Genomic DNA, 15,514 nt, shown 5'->3' with positions numbered 1-15,514 from the left:
AGACTAAACTTTCTGGAGCAATTCGTTCATTCTTTCTTTATTTTCGAGATACCAGATCACCGTTTTACGAATCCCTTCTTCAAACTTTTTTTGCGGAGCCCATCCAAGCTCCCGCTTGATTTTTTCGGCATTGATTGCATAGCGGACATCATGACTAGGACGATCTTCCACAAAGGTGATTAATTGTTTAAAACCTTTTCCACTAGCCCTTGAGTTAGGATTGCCTGGCACCAACTCCTCGAGCAACTCACACAGAGCCTCAACCACATCTAGGTTTCTCCGCTCATTGTCACCACCGATATTATAGGTTTCCCCTACCTTCCCCTCGGTTACAACTTTGTATAGTGCGATTGCGTGATCCCCTACGTATAGCCAGTCACGCACCTGACATCCATTTCCATATATCGTTAATGGCTTACCCGCCAACGCATTCAAGATCATCCTAGGAATCAATTTCTCGGGATATTGATAGGCGCCATAATTATTTGAGCTATTTGAAATCAGAATCGGCAAACCGTAGGTTCGGCACCAAGCTCGAACGAGGTGATCCGCCCCAGCTTTAGTCGCCGAATATGGCGAACTTGGATCGTATGGACTTTCTTCAGTGAACGAATCAGCGGTACCTTGCAGATCGCCAAAGACTTCGTCGGTAGAGATATGATGAAAGCGAAATGCATCTTTTTTTAAGCCCACCAAGCTGCCCCAATACTCTCTTGCAGCTTCGAGCAGATTATATGTGCCAATGATATTAGTTTTTATAAAATCTGCAGGCCCATCAATAGATCTATCGACATGGCTTTCGGCCGCAAGATGCATAACGAGATTAGGCTTATGCTCAAAAAACACTCTACTAATCTCATCCGCATCACATATGTTTACTTGTTCAAAAACGTAGCGCTCATTTTGCAAGTGGCTGGGAATGGACTCTAAATTCCCCGCATATGTCAAAGCATCAACATTAACAACTAGGTCTTGGGTATTTTTGAGGATATGCCTAATTACAGCGCTACCAATAAACCCGGCGCCACCAGTAACCAGAATTCGATTCATCTTTTCATCGATCCCAAAAATATTCTTAGCGTTTTTTTCTTCGCATCCGTGGACTTTTCCCCGGATTGTTCACAGGCATTTCTGCGGGATAGAACTCGGAGCGACGCCTATTCAAGTAATAATGTCTGCGCAAGCTGAACCAGAGTTTCACCGGATGGAACAATAAGCGCTGAACGAAACTTGGTTTTTTTACATTTTCTGTATTAAAGCGCGCAATATTTGAACCGTTATCCAATTCATAACAAACATGCGGCTCAACACAGTACATATTTAAGTTATACAAAAAGAAGTGATCGTAGACCCCATCAATTTGTTCATAGATCACGCTGCCATGATCCAAAAATTTCTTCATGCCCGCGCGGCTCATCAAATAAGCCTGAGTTCCTAATGTCCCTCTCTCTGGCCTAACTAACTGATGCTCACCAACAAGATCTTTCAAAATTTTTCTTCGCCGAACTTTCAGCGCCATAAGCCGAACTAAGTCCAGTTCGTCATCCATTAGACAATTCACCACTTCAGCAAAGCGCGGTTCAATAACCACGTCATCTTCGATCAGACACACATAGTCATAGCCACTGTCATAAGCCTTTCTCACCCCTCGTAAATGCGAGAGATAACAACCAAGCTCGCTATTAGTAAGAATATGCTTATGCCTAACCATAGCCAGAAATTCACTGAAGCGCTCATCAGGCTGCAGCTCTGGCCGTTGCTTACGCCCATCAACAGCGGGAAAAATGGTTGGCTCAAGACCTTGTTCGGCCAAATCTATTAGTAACTTTTGAGTATTCTCAGCCTGTACATTCAGACTAATAACCCAACATGCCAAGGTTTTCTGCATAGTTCACCTAAAGGCCAAAAGAAAGAAAATTCCTACTTAACCCTGTTAATCAAATTCAATATGTTTTCAGCCACATTGCGCCAAAGAAATTGCTGCTCAGCGCGAACCTTCGCTCGCTGACCCAACTCTCGACAAGCATCTGGGTCTGACAACATTTTCCGTAGCACTCGCTCTACATCTATTGGGTTATCACCGTCACACAACAATCCGGTTTCACCATCGAGAACAGCATCAACCGCGCCACCAACTCGGCCGGCGAGACTAGCTTTACCAAACATTGCCGCCTCTAGGTAGACAAGACCAAAACCCTCTACCGAATCACCTACCGCACGGCATGGCATAAGGAATAAATCGCTTCGTTCCAGCAAAGCTGATTTTTGACTATCGTTAACGCGACCACAAAAGATCACGCTTTTTCCCAAGTCTAGATTTTCGACCTGCTCTTTCAAGGCTTCTTCTGTCGGGCCAGAACCGGCAACTAAATACACCGCATCAGGATAATCCTGTAATACCCTCGGCATGATTTCGATGATTTTATCTTGGCCTTTTCGCTGCTCGAGACGGCCTACGGTAATGAGAACGGGGGATTTTTCGGCAGTCAGGTTTTGCGCCCAATCCCGATCTTGAGTTGAGGCGGGCTCAGGCAAGCTGACACCGGGCAGTAAAATCTGCAGGCTATTTTTTGGCGGGCTAAATGGCTTAACCCGTTCAGCTGTAAAGCTTGAGTTAGCCAATACCAAGTCTGCCTTTTGCAACGCGGCAGATATGCGCTCAAGCCGTTTTGGCGAAGGCTGTGCAGGAAATTCCATGCCATGAGCAAGGCAAGCGACAATACAATTTTCCAATCCTGAGTCGTTAATCAACTCTAGGCTTTTCCAACTATCGCAAAGCAATACTTTGTCTTGCCCCGGCTGTTTCAACCATTGTTCAACACGCTTTGCTTTTTTTCGCCGTCTAAACCACTTTATTCCAGAAACGCGCTCAACCTTGATCGGCAAGTTTTCATCGAACGCTATTTGTCCTTCATGCTTTGGTGCATCACACAACACTTCCACCACCGCGCCGCGGTGATGCAGTGCCAAGGCAAGCTCATAAACATAGTTTTGAATTCCGCCAGCGGAGGGCGGGAAATTTTGCGTACTGATTAGGATATTCATGATCGCTACAAAACTCCGATGTCAGACCTGCGGCGTTTGTTTTTGATCTGGTCCAGCTGACCGTTTTTCAGGAACCTGCGTTACACCGTCTTTCATTGGCAATCCATTGAAACCGAGGTATTCACCCGACTTTATGTGCTGCAGAAAATAGTCAATTCGCTGATGCAGATTCTCTACTTTTCGGGAAGCAAAATAGCGCTTTGCACACAGCGGCAAAAACGGGATAGCAGCCAAGCCTGTACCGCCCAAACCATCAATAACCACCAAGCGACTAACCTCATTCGGTACAGCGGGATTTAAACACTGCGCCACAATATTATGAACCAGTAAATCGCGAGACGGAATTCCGTATTTCAACCAGTGATCGGCAAGAGTTTTTACTGCTGCCCGGCAGGATTCGGTGTAGCCGTTTTCCCACAAATACAATTGCAAGGACATGGCAACCGAGCCATCGTGATTCCGTATCAGCTCAGAACACAAACCTGATCCAAGGTCAGTTTCGACAAACCCATATACACGGCTGATATGTGCAAAAATTGCATCGGGAAAGCGCTTTTGCATTAGCTGAAATTCCTTCCACTCCTGCCAATTTTCATCAAATGTAGAAAGAGCTCTTAAGTTTTTTGGAAAACTTTTCTCCGCACGGCGAATTTCCGGAGCCCGCTCCCTCTTTAACACTTTCACACAGCGTTCGGGCTGCCCAGGCAACACATAGCAAAGCCTATTTCCGCCTGAGGAAAAAGCCTGTTCGCTTTGCAGTGTATAAATCATTTCATTGAGCCATCGAGGTTGATATCCCGCGCCCAAACATAGTCGTGACTAAACGGGGTTTCCGTGGCCGCTTCAATCATAAAGCGGGAGCACAATTGAGAATTAATTTCTTGATGAAAAAACTCCCGTGCCCGACTCGCCCAATGCCGGCGCTTGTCATCATCGTGATGAAATTCTCGAATACCCGCCAACAGCGAATCTTCATCATCAAAATAAACTGCAGACTCTTCCGGCAATAACTCATCAAAGCGCGTTGCACTATGGGTAAAGAAAAGCACCCCATTACCTGCCAGCTGCGCCATACGATCAGAGGAATACCAATATTCATTATCTTGGCGGTTGAGATTTAGGGCCATTCGAGTGCGAGCCAATACACGATCGTAATCCCGACCCCAGACCGTTGGCTCACCAAAATAGCCATAGGTTTTAAAGTTCATTTCATCTTTGAGCTGCTCGCGGAAACGGCTGAGCATTTCATAGCGCTTGGTGTGCTTGGTTTCATTGCCACAAAACAGCAGATCAATATCCAGATCGGTTTTCTGGGAGTTATCCAAGTTTTCGACACTACCATCAACCGGATTGGGAATATGATAGAGGCGCGCACCTAGCCCTTCGTAACGTTTCAATTCACGACGACCAGTGGTCACAAATACCGCATCAACCTCAGTCGCAAGCCGTGCAATACGCTCGTCATTATTCGGCACAAAAAGGGGATCGCAATTGCAGTGAATAATAAGGCAACCCGGATTTTGACGACGAATTTCTCTGAGACTTTCAAGCGTCACAATATCAGTGTGGCCAACGATAACTAAATCCGGCTCGAAAGCTTCCGAGAGTTCCAGCAGGCGTTTATTGGCTTTTTTAAACCCCAACTCACGAATACCCAGCGGAGCGCTAAAAGAGGCTACATCCCGGTCACTAAAATCCTGAACATAGTGCTCATCACGAATTAAACCGAACTCCAACTTTTGCGCCCAACTTACCCGATTAGCGCCATAGCTACGCAGGCGGTTGTAGGTAATATGCAAAACTCTCATTGGCACTAAACTCCTTGACCAAGCAGCCGACGATACACCCCCAAGGTGCTCGCCACCTGGCTATCCAAGAAATACTCTTTTGGCAAATTGATTTGATTATCCGCAACCAGTAAATCCGCGATCCGCGCAGCAAAGCTGACCACATCATCAGCAGGAACCAAGCCGTGTGGAAAACCATTTTTCAGGGATTCGCTAGCGCCGCCACGATCATAGGCCACCACCGGCGTACCCGCCGCCAATGATTCCGGCACGGTGCGACCAAAGGGTTCTGCTTTATTCGACATATGACAGGTCACGGCGGCGATATCGTAAAACTGAGGAATATCGTTGCGATGGCCAACAAAACTCACCGCCTCATTAAGACCAAGCTCGGCACGCTTGGCGAGCAGCTCTTGCAAATAGTGCTGCTTATCTGGCTCGGCATCTCCTACTACCACGCCATGGGCTTCTGGTAGCAATTTCACGAGATGCGACATCATCTCCAAAAACGCTTCCTGCCCCTTCCAGCGAGAAAGCCGGCCCGGCATCAAAATCAGGGTTTTGCCTTCTAGCTGGGGAAATTCAGCATACAGTTTTTTGCGCCACGCCTTATCCGCACAACCTGGCACAAAAGCCTCTGGATCAACACCGCGCGGAATCAGGGTCATTTTTTCTTCTGGCACCTGATAATTTTTCACCATGTAATCCTGCACGCAATGCGAAATAGCAATGCAGTGCTCAGCCTTGGCCATAATGCCGCTATAGGCATTTACGGAGTACATACCGTGAAAGGTACTCACCAAATGAGGCCGCGTTGCAGTCGGCATTTTTCGCCAAGCCAGCCAGCATATCCATGCTGGAATCCGCGAGCGCACATGCACCACATCTGGCTTTAATTCTTCCAGCAGGCGCCGCATGGGTCGCACTTGGAAAAGCGAAAGCAAGGATTTCTTATGGACCGGCATCGCAATATGTTCGCTGCCGCTTTCGGTAATCGCCTTGACCAAACGACCACCATTTGAAATCACTATTGAACGGTGTCCGGCCTTGGCCAGCTCGCGCGCAAACTCCACGGTTCCACGCTCAACCCCACCCGAATTCAACGCCGGCAGAACTTGTACCACGGTTAACGGGCGCATAGATTTTCCTTGTTCAACATCGGCCGTCATTTTACCGAGCGCTCTCCATCAGCCTGATTTTCCAGTTTCAGCTTAGCAAAATCGATAAACCAATCGACTGCGCGCTGGGTTTCATTTAGTGGCATCGCAGGTGCCGGCAAAGGCTGTCTCAGCTCGGCTGATTCATACGCCGCAAGCTGCCCGCGCTCTATCACTTTATCCATACAACGAGTCACCCGCGAGTCGCGTTTCTTTTCCAAATGCAACATACCCGTTGGTGCAGCGGCACTGAGGCTTTCATAAACCATAGATACACTGTCCCGGCTCACCCATGCCTGCCCTACCGCAGACAACTGCTCTTGCAGCCAATCCACAGAACACTCTGCAAACGGCTTAAGTGAAACATTTGCCAAACCCAATCCGGCAATTGCTGGCAGCAAAGATTCCGGTGAGCGCGGCGAATCAGAAACCAGCCACTGAACATTGGGCTGCGCGCTGGCGATGGCCGCAATTTGCTCTGCAATATGCGCGTTGTCCCACTCAAAATGTTTATTGATGCCACCGAGCAAAATCAAACCGCGCGAGCGATCGCGCCCCTCTGTTACCGGTTCGATTTTATTCAGCACGCCCTGACTGACAAACACATGTTTCCAGCCGCGCGGTGCGTCGTGCTCAGGAGCAACAACTGCGCTGTATAAACTCAGCGGCTGCGCCGGACACTGCAAGGCAATGGTTTTTACGCCCATCACATAGCGCATCCAGATCATCGGCCAGTAACAGTGGCTGCCCGTTCCTAATATCCAATCTGGCTTTTCCTCAGCACCAAACTGCTGAAGCAGAGCTGCCGTCCCCCGATATCGAAACGGCGTTTCCGTGACATTGAGCCAATGCGTTTCGAGCGGTAGTTTTTCCGCCAAACGCCGACTAAAGCCCAACAGCATACTCACATGCCCCGCTCGCCCCTCGGTGACAATCCAAAGTCGCAGGGGCTTGGCTTGGGAAACGATACGCTCGCCTTTCGCCATTATTCCCGTCCCTCAGCGCGACGACGTTTCTGACGACGCTTAATCCGCTTGGACTTGTCTTTATCCTTATACAGTTTGGGCGCGCCTTCCGGCCGGGTTTTAAAGCGCCGGTGCACCCACATATATTGCGCCGGCACTTGGCGAATATTGGCTTCAAGAGTGGCGTTAATCAGCCGCGCATCCGCAGCGGGATCATCACTGGGAATAGAATCCAGCGGAATCACTTCAATCCGAAAACGGCGCCCCTTGTTCAAGCGCTGCTGATTGATATACACCACCCGCGCCCGGCCGCTTTTGGCGAAGGTCGTGGTGGCAATCGTTGTTGCAGCGGGAAGGCCAAAGAAATCAACAAATTCAGCAGACTTACGGCCATAGTCCTGATCGGGCAAATAAAACAGGCGATGCCCCTGACGCAAACGCTTAAAGGCCCGCTTGGCATCCCTGCGCTGAATCGGCTCGCCGTAGCGGCCGCGTGCGCGGCTGAGGATAAATTCCATCACCGGGTCTTTGTGGGGGCGATAAAACGAGTCAGCGGCATAGCGTTTAGCGATCAGCGCACCTGCGGTGTCGAGGCCAGTAAAGTGAGTGCCGATAACGATAATGCCTACGCCATCGTCGTTTTCAAGAAACTGCTGGCCAATAAATTCAACCTTAATACCCAGCTTATCAATGGGCCGAAACCAAACTCGCAGAGTTTCCATCAGACCAATCCCCTGCTCCCACATGGTTTCGCGCAACAGGCGTTGGCGCTCTGCCTCGCTTAATTCGGGGAAGCATTGGGTGAGATTAACCGTAGCGACATGTTTGCGATCACCCGCCAAGCGATAAAAACATTCGCCCAAAAAACGACCAAATTGGTAATTTACAGAGAGTGGTAAGCGGGTAAGCAAATACAACAGAGACACGCCCAACCAGGAAGCCCAGTGGCGCGGATGCAGCAAGTGTCGCGGAATTGTCATGATTTTCTATTTAAATAGTCGCTTTTAATTGTTACCGCAGGCAATTGTGTCGATCAGCGTGACAGCCCAAACGCGAAAAATATGCCGGGCGCATTGTACACCGATTAGCAGAATAGCCGCAGGATTTGGTGATTTTCCCATGATGAATAAACCCGGACGCAAAGGCCTGACCCGCCTTTGGGATGCGACACGGTACTCACGCAAAGGGCTAAGTGCCGCATGGCAACACGAGGAAGCGTTTCGACAGGAAGTCACCCTAGCACTCATCCTTTTTCCCAGCGCTTTCTGGCTGGGACAAACCGCATTAGAGCGCATTGCCCTAATCATTCCCGTGGTGTTGGTGGTAATTGTTGAGCTGATCAACTCTGCTATCGAGGCCGCAATAGACCGCATCGGAACTGAAAAACACCCGCTTTCAGGGCAGGCCAAGGATATTGGTTCAGCCGCCGTTTTAATGAGCTTGCTGCTGTGCCTAACCAGCTGGGGATTAATTATCGTAGACCGGTTTTTCTAACAGCCCATAATCGCAGCGTAGAAAACAAGAGAACTTTGCATTTCCTCTTGACACTATCGCCCCAAACCTGAATAATTCCCCGCCTTAATTTCACGCGCAAGATTTAGGAGAAACAGGTGGCGAATTCCCCACAAGCAAAGAAGCGCGCACGTCAGGCGGAAACACGTCGTTCGCACAACGCCAGTCTGCGCTCCATGGTTCGTACTTACCTGAAAAAGGTAATTGCGGCGATTGAATCCGGTGATCAGGAAGCTGCTAAAGCTGCCTATGTAACTGCTGTATCCGCTCTGGATCGCACTGCAGACAAAGGCCTGTATCACAAAAACAAAGCAGCTCGTCATAAGAGCCGCTTGAATGCTCGCATCAAAGCAATGGCCGCCTAAGCCAACGCTTTCGATACAGCATAAAAAAACCCGCTTCATGCGGGTTTTTTTATATCTGCGATTTCTATTTTAACGCTTACACCAGTACTAAATTATCTCGATGAATCAGCTCGGGCTCATTGAGATAGCCCAGCGCCGCCGCCATTTCTTCAGTGGCTAAACCCGCAATTTTGGCAGCCTCATCCGCATTGTAGTTCACCAAGCCGCGCGCCACTTCCCGACCATCTGGGTCGATACAACTCACCAGATCACCGCGATTGAAGCGCCCCGAAACCGACTTCACCCCAACTGACAAAAGACTGCGACCCTGCTGGCGCAATACTTTGGCCGCCCCTTCATCAACAAACAGATTACCGCGCAATTGCAACTGACCTGCCAGCCATTTCTTACGCGCCGCAATTGGAGGCTGACTCGCCGTGAGCAAAGTCCCTAAACTTTCACCCGCAAACAGACGCCCCAGCACATCGTCTTCACGACCACCGACAATCACGGTATTTGCCCCAGATCGCGCCGCCAAACGCGCCGCACGCAGCTTGGTCATCATGCCGCCACGCCCCAGCGCACCCGCACTGCCTCCCGCCATCACATCGAGAGAACTATCCGCCACTTCTGCTTGCGCAATTAACTGCGCATCGGGATTACTGCGCGGATCAGCATTAAATAGGCCGCGCTGATCCGTCAAAATAATTAACGTGTCCGCATCAATCAGATTGGCAACCAACGCCGCCAAGGTATCGTTATCGCCAAAGCGTATTTCGTCAGTCACCACCGTGTCGTTTTCATTAACAACCGGCACCACACCCAATTCCAGCAGTGTCAGCAAGGTACTGCGCGCATTAAGGTAGCGGTCACGCGCCGAAATATCATCGTGCCCCAGAAGAATTTGTGCGGTGTGCAAGCCGTGCTGCTTAAAGCGGGTTTCGTAGGCGTGAACCAAGCCCATTTGCCCCACCGCCGCCGCCGCTTGCAGGCTGTGCAAATCGCTGGGGCGCTTACGCCAACCTAGGCGCGTCATGCCTTCCGCCACCGCGCCCGATGACACCAACACCACCTCACGCCCCGCCTGACGCAATGCCACCAGTTGCGCGACCCAGCTATCCAGGCCGTCAACAGCAAGCCCCTGACCATCATTAGTCAGCAAAGCCGAGCCGATCTTCACAACGACACGCCGCGCGCCTACCAAGCTTGCGCGGCTATTATTTTGCTGTTTTTGCACCACAGGCGTACTCACGGACGGTAAATGACTTCCACATCGTAATCGTCGTCATCATCTTCAGAATCATCATCGAGCGCCGCTCGACGCGCAGCACGACGCGCTTCAGCAAGCTGCTCAATACGCTCACGCGCCTCGGCCTGAACCGCCATTTGCATGGCTTCGTCTTGCTCGCGCAGCTCGGGATCAAATTCCCAGCTTTCTAATAAATCTTCGATGTAACGCAGAATATCCTGACAAAGCCCCTGCGTATTCTCACCGCTAATAGCTGAAATGCGGTACACCGGGCCTTGCCAATTAAGCGCATCGACCACTTCTTGGCAACGCGCCTCGCGCTCATCCTCAGGAATCAGGTCAAGCTTGTTAAGCACCAGCCAGCGCTCGCGCTTTTCTAAAAGCGGACTGAATCGAGCCAACTCATCGATAATAATTTTGGCCGCATCGGCAGGTGAACTGCCATCTATCGGCGCCATATCTACCAAATGCAATAACAAACGATTGCGCGTTAAGTGCTTAAGGAAGCGAATACCTAAACCCGCACCCTCAGCAGCCCCTTCAACCAAGCCCGGAATATCGGCGATCACAAAGCTGCGATGAGCTTGCACCCGCACCACACCCAAATTAGGCACCAGCGTGGTAAAAGGATAATCCGCCACTTTTGGCTTAGCCGCCGAAACCGAGCGAATAAAGGTCGATTTACCCGCATTAGGCAAACCCAATAGCCCCACATCGGCCAGCAGTTTTAGCTCAAGGCGCAGTGTGCGCTGCTCGCCATCGGTACCGCGCGTGGTTTGACGAGGCGCGCGATTGGTACTGGATTTAAAGCGAGTATTGCCCAAGCCGTGAAAACCGCCCTGCGCAACTTTTAGCGTGGCACCTTCTTCACTGAGATCACCCAGAATCTCACGGGTATCTTCATCGATCACCGTGGTGCCCACCGGCACATCTAAAAATAGATCGACCCCGCTCTTGCCGCGACAGTTGCTACCGCGCCCCTGCTCACCAGACTCGGCCTGATAGGATTTCACAAAGCGGAAATCCACCAGCGTATTCAGCGCTTCGTTGGCGCGCAGAATGACACTGCCACCATCGCCGCCATCACCGCCATCGGGCCCACCTTTGGGAATAAATTTTTCGCGACGAAAACTCAGGCAGCCATTGCCGCCCCGCCCCGCCATTACGCGAATCACCGCTTCATCTACAAATTTCATGCCTTACCCAAACCTCGCCACAGCCGACACCCAGTTTACCCGGGGAACCGCCAAATACCATGGACACAAACAAAAAAGCCCCGTCGACCGACGGGGCTTTTGCGAAATCGCTTAGGACTTAGGCGGCAACAATACTTACGAATTTGCGACCTTTTGGACCTTTGGTTTCGAACTTCACTTGACCGTCTGCTTTCGCGAACAGGGTGTGGTCAGTACCACAACCTACGTTCTCACCCGCGTGGAATTTGGTGCCGCGCTGACGAACAATGATGCTACCCGCGCTAACTACTTGACCACCGAAGCGCTTAACACCAAGGCGTTTACTTTCGGAATCGCGTCCGTTACGGGTACTACCACCAGCTTTCTTGTGAGCCATGAGTTTCTCCTAAATTCAGTTAATAAGGACCAGCGATTACGCGCTGATGCCGGTGATTTTCACCTCAGTGTACCACTGACGGTGACCGGCGGTTTTCATGCTGTGCTTACGACGGCGGAATTTCATGATTTTCACTTTGTCGTGGCGACCTTGTGAAACCACTTCGGCAGTTACTTTGCCGCCTTCAACCAGTGGCGCGCCGATTTTCAGCTCGTCACCTGTTTTCACCAGCAGGACTTGATCAAAAGTCACAGTCTCACCGGGAGCCAATTCGATTTTTTCCAGCTTGAGGGTTTCACCCTCTTCTACGCGGTGCTGTTTACCACCGCTAACAATAACTGCGTACATGGGCATATCTCCAAAAAGCCTGCTTGCAATGCGTTTCTGTATACTTTGCTGTATAGCCACCACACGACCAAAGGCCAATGCAGCGGGACAAGTCCAGGCACCGCAACGTAATTTGCCGGGCAAATTAGCGGCGGTTTTGCTATAGGGGCGCGAATTGTACGCATAATAAACAGCAAAAACAAGCCTGTTTGCACGTCGCTTGACAGCCTTGTTACACCCCCCTAGCATGCTGCCGACTTTTTCTTTTTATTACCCAAGCGCATGCAAAATATCCGCCGTGTCGTTGACTCAGAATTCAACGCCGTTAACGACTTTATTATTGATCAACTGCACTCGCGGGTCGCCCTCGTTGAAAATATTGGTCATTACATTATCGAGGCCGGCGGCAAGCGTCTGCGCCCACTTCTAGCCTTGTTAAGCGCCCAGCTCATTGATGACCGCTGCGATCAAAACCATATTAAGCTGGCAGCGGTAATCGAATTTATCCATACCGCCACCCTGCTGCACGATGATGTGGTGGATATTTCTGAACTGCGCCGGGGCCGGCCCACCGCCAATGCCAACTGGGGCAACGCGCCAAGCGTACTGGTGGGCGACTTCCTGTATTCCCGCGCTTTCCAGATTTTGGTGGAAATTGGCAATATGCCATTGATGGGGCTGCTCTCTGACACCACCAATACCATCGCCGAAGGTGAAGTACTGCAACTGACTCGCGCCGGACAAGCCGAAACCGACGAGCAGACCTATTTTGATGTGATTCGCAGCAAAACGGCGGTTCTGTTTGCCGCCGCCTGTGCTGGCAGCGCCATTCTCAGTAATAAATTGGACGCTCAACAAGCGCTCTATGATTACGGCATGAATCTGGGCATCGCCTTTCAACTGGTAGACGATATTCTGGACTACGAGGGTGACCCGGCGGAAACCGGCAAGAATATTGGCGATGATTTGGCTGAAGGCAAACCCACTCTGCCACTGATCTATGTACTGCAAAACGGCAGCGAAGAAGAAAAAGCCATTATTCGCCAAGCGATCAGCGATAAATCTGCAGAACGCCTACCAGAGATTCTTGATATTGTGCAGCGTACTGGCGCGCTCGATTATTGTCGCCAGCAAGCCGAGCAATACTCCGCGCTTGCCGAGCAGGCTCTTGCCGCCATGCCTGAGAACGAAGCAAAAACTCAAATGCTTAGACTGTGCGAGATCGCCCTAGGCCGTAAAAACTAGGAAAACCCTGATTATTCAACAACCTGCATTGAAATAAAAAAGCCCGCAACAGCGGGCTTTTTTATTTCGGTCAGAAGACGCTACAGCATTGCTAGCAGTTCTGCCGTTTTTTCCTTCATCAAGGCTACATCCGCACGACTTTCCACATTCAGGCGCACGACCGGCTCGGTATTCGACATGCGCACATTGAAGCGCCACTCGCCAAATTCCATGCTCAGGCCATCGGTGTAATCGACTTGAGCCGCGCCGTCTTTGTAGCGTTGTTCGATGGCAGAAATAACCGCTTTTGCATCTTCAACTTCGCGGTTAATTTCACCACTGCAAGGGAAGGCCGCCATACGCTCAGCCACCAGCTCCGATAGCTTCTGCCCCTTCGCGCACATTAATTGAGTCACCAGCAACCACGGAATCATGCCACTGTCGCAGTAGGCAAAATCACGGAAGTAATGGTGGGCACTCATTTCACCGCCGTAAATGGCGTTTTCAGTACGCATCCGCTCTTTAATAAAGGCGTGGCCGGTTTTACTTTGCACCGCCTGACCGCCAGCTTGCTCAACAATGTCGATGGTGTTCCAGGTCAAACGGGGATCGTGAACAATGTTCTCGCCGGGCGAACCCAGCAAAAAGCTCGCCGCCAACAGACCGACCACATAGTAGCCTTCAATAAACTCGCCGTTTTCATCGAAGAAGAAGCAGCGGTCGAAGTCACCATCCCAAGCGATGGCCAAATCTGCACCGTGCTCACGCAATGCATCAACACTGGGCTGACGATTTTCTTCCAGCAGTGGATTGGGCACCCCATTCGGGAAATTGCCATCGGGCTCGTGGTGTACACGAATAAACTCAAAGGGAAGATGCGGCTCAAGCAGATCAACCACTCGTCCCGCGCCGCCATTACCCGCATTCACCACCACTTTCAGTGGTTTTAGTGCCGAGACATCCACATAGCTGAGCAGATGTTCAACATAGGCGGCCGAAGTATCCAATGCTTGCAGGCTGCCTTTTGTCGACGGCGCCGCAAAATCATTTTTCTCCGCCAGCGCCTTGATATCAAACAGGCCTGTATCACCACTGATTGGCTTAGACTGCTCGCGCACAAACTTCATGCCGTTGTAGTCTTTGGGATTGTGGCTCGCAGTAACCGCAATACCGCCATCCATCTCTGCATGAGAGGTCGCGAAATAGATTTCTTCGGTTCCACACAGGCCGATGTCGTAAACATCCACACCGGAATCACGCAAACCTTCGGTCAACGCGCCTTTAATCGCTTCACTGCTTAAACGAATATCGTGCCCCACCACCACTTTCTTAGGGCGAATCACTTCGGCATAAGCGCGGCCAATGCGGTAGGCAATATCTTCGTTTAGTTGATCGGGAATACGCCCACGCACATCGTAGGCTTTAAAACAGCTTAACTCAGTCATGATCAGTGAACGTCCTCGTCGTAGACGTTCTCATAGACGTAGTTAGTCGCCTCGATAAAGCCGGGCACACTACCGCAGTCAAAGCGTTTGCCGCGGAATTTATACGCCAGCACACAACCCGCTTTCGCCTGCGTTAGCAGCGCATCGGTAAGCTGAATTTCATTGTTCTTACCCGGCGGAGTCTCGCGAATAATATCGAAAATATCCGGCGTTAATACGTAGCGACCAATCACCGCGAGATTGCTCGGCGCTTTATCGGCGTCTGGCTTTTCCACCATATCGCTAACCCGAAACAGGCCATTGCCCATATCGTCACCGGCGATCACACCGTATTTATGGATTTCTTCCATCGGCACTTCTTGAATCGCAACAATGCTACAGCGGAACTGGTTATACAGCTTCACCATCTGCTTCAGCACGCCGTCATCATTGGGGTTCAGGCACAAGTCATCAGACAGCACCACGCCAAACGCTTCATTACCAATTAGGCTTTCACCAGTCAGAATCGCATGTCCCAAGCCTTTCATTTCACGCTGGCGAGTCATCATAAACGTGCCTTCATTCAGCACTTTGCGAATACTGCTCAGGTATTTTTCCTTGCCGCTACCCGCGATCTGATGCTCTAACTCATAGCTAATATCAAAATGATCAGCAATGGCGCGCTTACCGCGACCGGTGACCAATGCAATCTGCTTCAAACCGGCCTCAATTGCCTCTTCCACCCCGTATTGCACGAGGGGCTTATTCACAATGGGCAACATTTCTTTAGGCATTGATTTAGTAGCTGGAAGGAAACGTGTGCCGTATCCGGCCACGGGAAATAGACATTTTCGAATCATGGGACATCCTGAGGGTGAGGAACAACAAACCGCACATCCGGTGCGACA

Annotated in this window: 17 protein-coding genes; 3 read left to right on the top strand and 14 right to left on the bottom strand. The window is 50.6% G+C overall.

Going from position 1 to position 15,514, the window contains the following annotated elements; all coding sequences use genetic code 11:
* Nucleotides 1-3: 3 nt before the first annotated feature.
* Genes rfbB through IB286_RS10190 form a run of 8 tightly spaced genes read right to left on the bottom strand, consistent with a single transcriptional unit; the run spans nt 4 to nt 7,934 of the window.
* Entirely contained in the window at nt 4-1,050 is a 1,047-nt protein-coding gene (gene rfbB, locus IB286_RS10225) for a dTDP-glucose 4,6-dehydratase (RefSeq protein ID WP_190765172.1), read from the bottom strand.
* A gap of 25 nt (nt 1,051-1,075) precedes the next feature.
* Nucleotides 1,076-1,888, bottom strand: a complete 813-nt coding sequence (locus IB286_RS10220; protein ID WP_190765170.1) for a glycosyltransferase family 25 protein — start codon at nt 1,886-1,888, stop codon at nt 1,076-1,078.
* Nucleotides 1,889-1,920: 32 nt separating this feature from the next.
* Nucleotides 1,921-3,045 carry a glycosyltransferase family 4 protein gene (locus IB286_RS10215; RefSeq protein ID WP_190765168.1) on the bottom strand — a complete coding sequence of 375 codons (1,125 nt, stop codon included), beginning with the start codon at nt 3,043-3,045 and terminating at the stop codon, nt 1,921-1,923.
* A 21-nt stretch (nt 3,046-3,066) separates the two neighbouring features.
* Nucleotides 3,067-3,816, bottom strand: coding sequence for a YrbL family protein (locus tag IB286_RS10210; protein WP_190765166.1), 750 nt, complete (start codon nt 3,814-3,816; stop codon nt 3,067-3,069).
* On the bottom strand, nt 3,813-4,853 hold the full coding sequence (locus IB286_RS10205; RefSeq protein ID WP_190765164.1) for a glycosyltransferase family protein: 1,041 nt from the start codon (nt 4,851-4,853) through the stop codon (nt 3,813-3,815). Before IB286_RS10205 ends, IB286_RS10210 begins: the two co-directional genes overlap by 4 nt.
* Nucleotides 4,854-4,858: 5 nt before the next feature.
* Nucleotides 4,859-5,971, bottom strand: coding sequence for a glycosyltransferase family 4 protein (locus IB286_RS10200; RefSeq protein WP_190765162.1), 1,113 nt, complete (start codon nt 5,969-5,971; stop codon nt 4,859-4,861).
* A 26-nt stretch (nt 5,972-5,997) separates the two neighbouring features.
* A complete protein-coding gene (locus IB286_RS10195; protein ID WP_190765160.1) occupies nt 5,998-6,975 on the bottom strand; it encodes an ELM1/GtrOC1 family putative glycosyltransferase in 978 nt (325 codons plus the stop codon).
* Complete coding sequence (locus IB286_RS10190; protein ID WP_190765158.1) at nt 6,975-7,934, bottom strand: LpxL/LpxP family acyltransferase; 960 nt, start codon at nt 7,932-7,934, stop codon at nt 6,975-6,977. The genes IB286_RS10195 and IB286_RS10190 overlap by 1 nt, the downstream gene beginning before the upstream one ends.
* Before the next feature lie 139 nt (nt 7,935-8,073).
* On the opposite strand from IB286_RS10190, the gene IB286_RS10185 reads away from it, so the two are divergent.
* Both IB286_RS10185 and rpsT read left to right on the top strand, forming a co-directional pair.
* Nucleotides 8,074-8,448, top strand: coding sequence for a diacylglycerol kinase (locus tag IB286_RS10185; RefSeq protein ID WP_223826299.1), 375 nt, complete (start codon nt 8,074-8,076; stop codon nt 8,446-8,448).
* Between the two features lie 116 nt (nt 8,449-8,564).
* A complete protein-coding gene (rpsT, locus tag IB286_RS10180) occupies nt 8,565-8,831 on the top strand; it encodes a 30S ribosomal protein S20 (RefSeq protein WP_190765156.1) in 267 nt (88 codons plus the stop codon).
* 76 nt (nt 8,832-8,907) lie between these two features.
* Here the strand turns inward: rpsT and proB are convergent, their stop codons facing one another.
* The 4 genes from proB to rplU form a co-directional block, all read right to left on the bottom strand.
* Nucleotides 8,908-10,062, bottom strand: coding sequence for a glutamate 5-kinase (gene proB, locus IB286_RS10175; RefSeq protein WP_317889740.1), 1,155 nt, complete (start codon nt 10,060-10,062; stop codon nt 8,908-8,910).
* The gene (gene cgtA, locus IB286_RS10170; protein WP_190765154.1) at nt 10,059-11,255 is read right to left on the bottom strand and encodes an Obg family GTPase CgtA; all 1,197 of its coding nucleotides are present in this window, start codon (nt 11,253-11,255) and stop codon (nt 10,059-10,061) included. The genes proB and cgtA overlap by 4 nt, the downstream gene beginning before the upstream one ends.
* Before the next feature lie 118 nt (nt 11,256-11,373).
* Nucleotides 11,374-11,631 carry a 50S ribosomal protein L27 gene (gene rpmA / locus IB286_RS10165; RefSeq protein ID WP_190765152.1) on the bottom strand — a complete coding sequence of 86 codons (258 nt, stop codon included), beginning with the start codon at nt 11,629-11,631 and terminating at the stop codon, nt 11,374-11,376.
* Nucleotides 11,632-11,667: 36 nt separating this feature from the next.
* Nucleotides 11,668-11,979 carry a 50S ribosomal protein L21 gene (gene rplU, locus IB286_RS10160; RefSeq protein ID WP_190765150.1) on the bottom strand — a complete coding sequence of 104 codons (312 nt, stop codon included), beginning with the start codon at nt 11,977-11,979 and terminating at the stop codon, nt 11,668-11,670.
* A gap of 261 nt (nt 11,980-12,240) precedes the next feature.
* Between rplU and IB286_RS10155 the strand changes: the two genes are divergently transcribed.
* Nucleotides 12,241-13,203, top strand: coding sequence for a polyprenyl synthetase family protein (locus tag IB286_RS10155; RefSeq protein ID WP_190765149.1), 963 nt, complete (start codon nt 12,241-12,243; stop codon nt 13,201-13,203).
* A gap of 80 nt (nt 13,204-13,283) precedes the next feature.
* Here the strand turns inward: IB286_RS10155 and IB286_RS10150 are convergent, their stop codons facing one another.
* Nucleotides 13,284-14,627, bottom strand: a complete 1,344-nt coding sequence (locus tag IB286_RS10150; RefSeq protein ID WP_190765147.1) for a phosphohexomutase domain-containing protein — start codon at nt 14,625-14,627, stop codon at nt 13,284-13,286.
* Between the two features lie 2 nt (nt 14,628-14,629).
* Nucleotides 14,630-15,466, bottom strand: a complete 837-nt coding sequence (gene galU / locus IB286_RS10145) for a UTP--glucose-1-phosphate uridylyltransferase GalU (RefSeq protein WP_190765145.1) — start codon at nt 15,464-15,466, stop codon at nt 14,630-14,632.
* Nucleotides 15,467-15,514: the final 48 nt, after the last annotated feature.

The sequence above is a fragment of the Spongiibacter pelagi genome (assembly GCF_014705705.1).
Lineage (GTDB): Bacteria > Pseudomonadota > Gammaproteobacteria > Pseudomonadales > Spongiibacteraceae > Spongiibacter > Spongiibacter pelagi.
The sequence above is the reverse complement of the archived record's forward strand: the minus strand, read 5'-3'. Positions and strand labels throughout refer to the sequence as shown.